Annotated in this window: 3 protein-coding genes; all 3 read right to left on the bottom strand. The window is 31.4% G+C overall.

Annotation, left to right across the window (positions count from 1 at the left end):
- Positions 1-458: 458 nt before the first annotated feature.
- Positions 459-1,850, bottom strand: coding sequence for an adenylate/guanylate cyclase domain-containing protein (locus AAC053_RS13850; protein WP_339757870.1), 1,392 nt, complete (start codon positions 1,848-1,850; stop codon positions 459-461).
- Positions 1,851-1,905: 55 nt separating this feature from the next.
- Complete coding sequence (locus AAC053_RS13845; RefSeq protein WP_339757868.1) at positions 1,906-2,355, bottom strand: hypothetical protein; 450 nt, start codon at positions 2,353-2,355, stop codon at positions 1,906-1,908.
- A 10-nt stretch (positions 2,356-2,365) separates the two neighbouring features.
- A partial coding sequence (locus tag AAC053_RS13840; RefSeq protein ID WP_339757866.1) for a hypothetical protein occupies positions 2,366-3,103 on the bottom strand: 738 nt, incomplete at its 5' end.

Genomic DNA, 3,103 nt, shown 5'->3' with positions numbered 1-3,103 from the left:
AACTCAAATTGTTAATAACCATCAGGTTTTTTTGATAGCCTGAATAGTTACAAAACAACGAAGACACAACAAAGTAACGTGGTAAAAAACAAATAAAATTGTATTAACTTTAACTAAAGAACTTCTCCAGTTATTATCAGATATCAATCCATTTTTTTTATCAGGTTTTTATTCTCATTTATTGAATTATTTACTTAAGCCGTGTATAAATAATTGTGCTTGATTTTCCTCTTTGAAAATTCTTACTAATAAATAATTGATAATGAGATTGTAACGAATTTACCTCATGTTTATTTTCAAAGTAAACTACATTTAACCCAAATTTGGCGCGCAATTTAGTATCTAGTTGCCAAAAACTTTTTCGTTATCAATTTATATTTTTCTTCTATAGGTTTAATAGAATTTAGCTATTAATATAACGGAAATTGCCATTAAATAATGAGAGAGAGAGAGAGAAGTTATGGGTTAATGTTTTTTTTAATCCCATCAACAAAATACATAGGAATTTCACCAAGTCCTTTTACATTCTTTTTGCCTCTATGTGTACAATCGTATTTATCTTTTATAATATCATAAACTGTAGTAGAAATATTGATTTTATTAGACTCACTTGAGCTTTCCAATCGAGAAGCAGTATTAACAGTGCTTCCCCAAATATCATAAGCAAATTTATCTACACCTACTATACCAGCAACAACATGCCCTGTGTTGATACCTATTCTAATATCAAATCCAACTTCACCTTTAGCATTTTTTTCTTTAGTATAAGCTAACATAATATCTCTAATTTCAATCGCTGCATTTACTGCGTCAAAAGGATGCGTCGCATTTCTTACTGGCAGACCAGCAACACACATATATGCATCACCAATGGTTTTTATCTTTTCAATTCCATGTTTTTTAATAATATGATCGAACATACTAAAACAATGGTGTAATTCGGCCACTAATTGGTTGGCGTCCATATGTTCAGAAATAGAGGTGAAATCTCTAAAATCTGTAAATAGAACCGTTACAGAATCATAATTTTTAGCTTTAGCTTGTCCTGTTCTTTTAAGTTCTTCTGCTGTTTCTATAGGAAGAATATTTAATAATAGTTCATCTGATTTATGCTTTTCTACAGTTAATTCTTCTGTTCTTTCTTCAACTTCTTCTTGCGCCTTACCAAGATCCTTTACCATTTTATTAAAAGCAGTACTTAACTCCCCAATTTCATCTCCAGAACGTCTAACAACTGATTGTGTTAAATCTCCTTCACCAACCTTATTTGCAGCATCACGTAGAGCTAAAACTGGCACCGAAATTCTTCTTGCCAACAGATATCCAATGAAAAGTCCAATGAAAAACACAATAAAACTAGCTAATGCAGAAGCATTTCTAATTTGCTTTCTTCCCTTTATAATTTCTGTAGTGGAGAAACCTACCTTTATCTCACCATCTAAAATTGGGGCAGAAAAAGGGGCGCTTTTATAGATGAAATATTCATTTGAAGTGGATTTTGGATCTACATCAACATTATCTGGATATGTTTTAAAGACCGTCTTTTCGATGGTGAAACTTGTATGGCTTTTGTTCCAGACACTATCATTCTGAATAATTGATACAAATTGTAATCGTTTATCATTTCTAACAAAATCTAAAGCAGTCTCAACGCTTTCAAAATTCTGTTCTGTTAATGCTATTTTAACACCTAAAGCAACCGTTTTTGCCAAGTTCTCAATTTCATTGTTATAATTGTCAAGTAAGTAGCGTTCTTGTCTTTGGGGATAATAAAATAGAATAAAAAGGGCAAACATTAAGACAATGGATAATACGGTCATTAATATTTTACTTTGTACCGATAAAACCATATTAAATAGGATTTGTTATAAATTTTGTAGTAGAAGTGATTGGCATAAGATATTTTTACAGTTGATTTTTTCCATCAACAAGGATAACCTTCAACAACTTGTCATCTGTATTTTGTAATACACCTATAGCACCTGGCGTTTTTGCTACATAAACTTCTAATTCTTCAACAGAATTAAAAAAAGTTGGAGCCTTTGCTTTTCCTTGGAAAACCAACGCCAAAAAATATTTATTTAACTCATTCCCAGTCATATTATATATTTTATTGCACATATAAGTACCCACTGGAGTGCTTGTTTTCATTAATGCTAAAACTACTTTAGTACCATTGTTCCATCTAAGTTTTTCGCCTTTTAGAACAGATTTTAGCTGATTCATATTCAATTCAGATGGCACAGATATTTCGTTTCCTACAATAATAAGAGAGTCCTCTTGTGCATTTATAGTTAACGGAAGTATCAATCCTATAAAGATGAAAAATATGAAGTTTAAAATCCCCTGTTTCATAAGCTTATACTTAAAACCCGATTGCAAATTGAGCAGAGAATTGATTAGAACTTCCTGAATCGCGTTTATAATGTTGATATTCCATTTTCATTACCATTAAATAATTAATCTCGTACCTTAATCCTGTTAAAAAGGATGTGGTATCATCAATACTCAAATATGACTCCTCTTTTTGGAAATTTAAATAATCTAGTCTAACATAAGGCACCCACCTTTCTTTAAGTCGAATACCTGCATACACATACGAAGCAAAAGATTGATTATTTCCTTTACTAACGGTCTTATTATTCAATAAAACACCTTCAGCCAATACTTCATATTTGCTTCCAAAATAAGAAACGGATCCTGTATAGATCTGCTGCTTGATTTTTTCATCCACAATATACTTTTTGTGTATCTTAGCACTATCAGAGATAATATCATTATAGTACGATAACCCAATTTGAAATTTATCGATAGGTTTTATATGCACTGAAGCTGTGACAGATTTGTACTTATCATTGTCAACGATTTCTTTAGAACCCAAACCGTTACCAACTAGTAAGGTATAGCCCAACTTCAGTTTGCCTAAATTAAGGCCTTGAAAACCGACTCCTGTGGTATGTATAGGTATAAAATTAGATCCGAATAAAAACGGTTTACGAGTCGTAGGAAAAAACACCCTTCCATGGTGATAACTTTCATTCCAATAACTAATCTGAGTATGTTGTTTCCCTAATACTAAGCTATGATTGCCTTTATAATTATA

It is taken from the genome of uncultured Winogradskyella sp. (assembly GCF_963975125.1).
Taxonomy (GTDB): Bacteria; Bacteroidota; Bacteroidia; order Flavobacteriales; family Flavobacteriaceae; genus Winogradskyella.
Note: the sequence above shows the minus strand (reverse complement) of the source record. Positions and strands in the feature narration are given on the sequence as shown.

What these genes read in the sequence shown, in the direction of transcription:
- AAC053_RS13845 (WP_339757868.1), bottom strand. Translation starts at nt 2,355, where the DNA reads ATGAAACAGGGGATTTTAAACTTCATATTTTTCATCTTTATAGGATTG.
- AAC053_RS13850 (WP_339757870.1), bottom strand. Translation starts at nt 1,850, where the DNA reads ATGGTTTTATCGGTACAAAGTAAAATATTAATGACCGTATTATCCATT.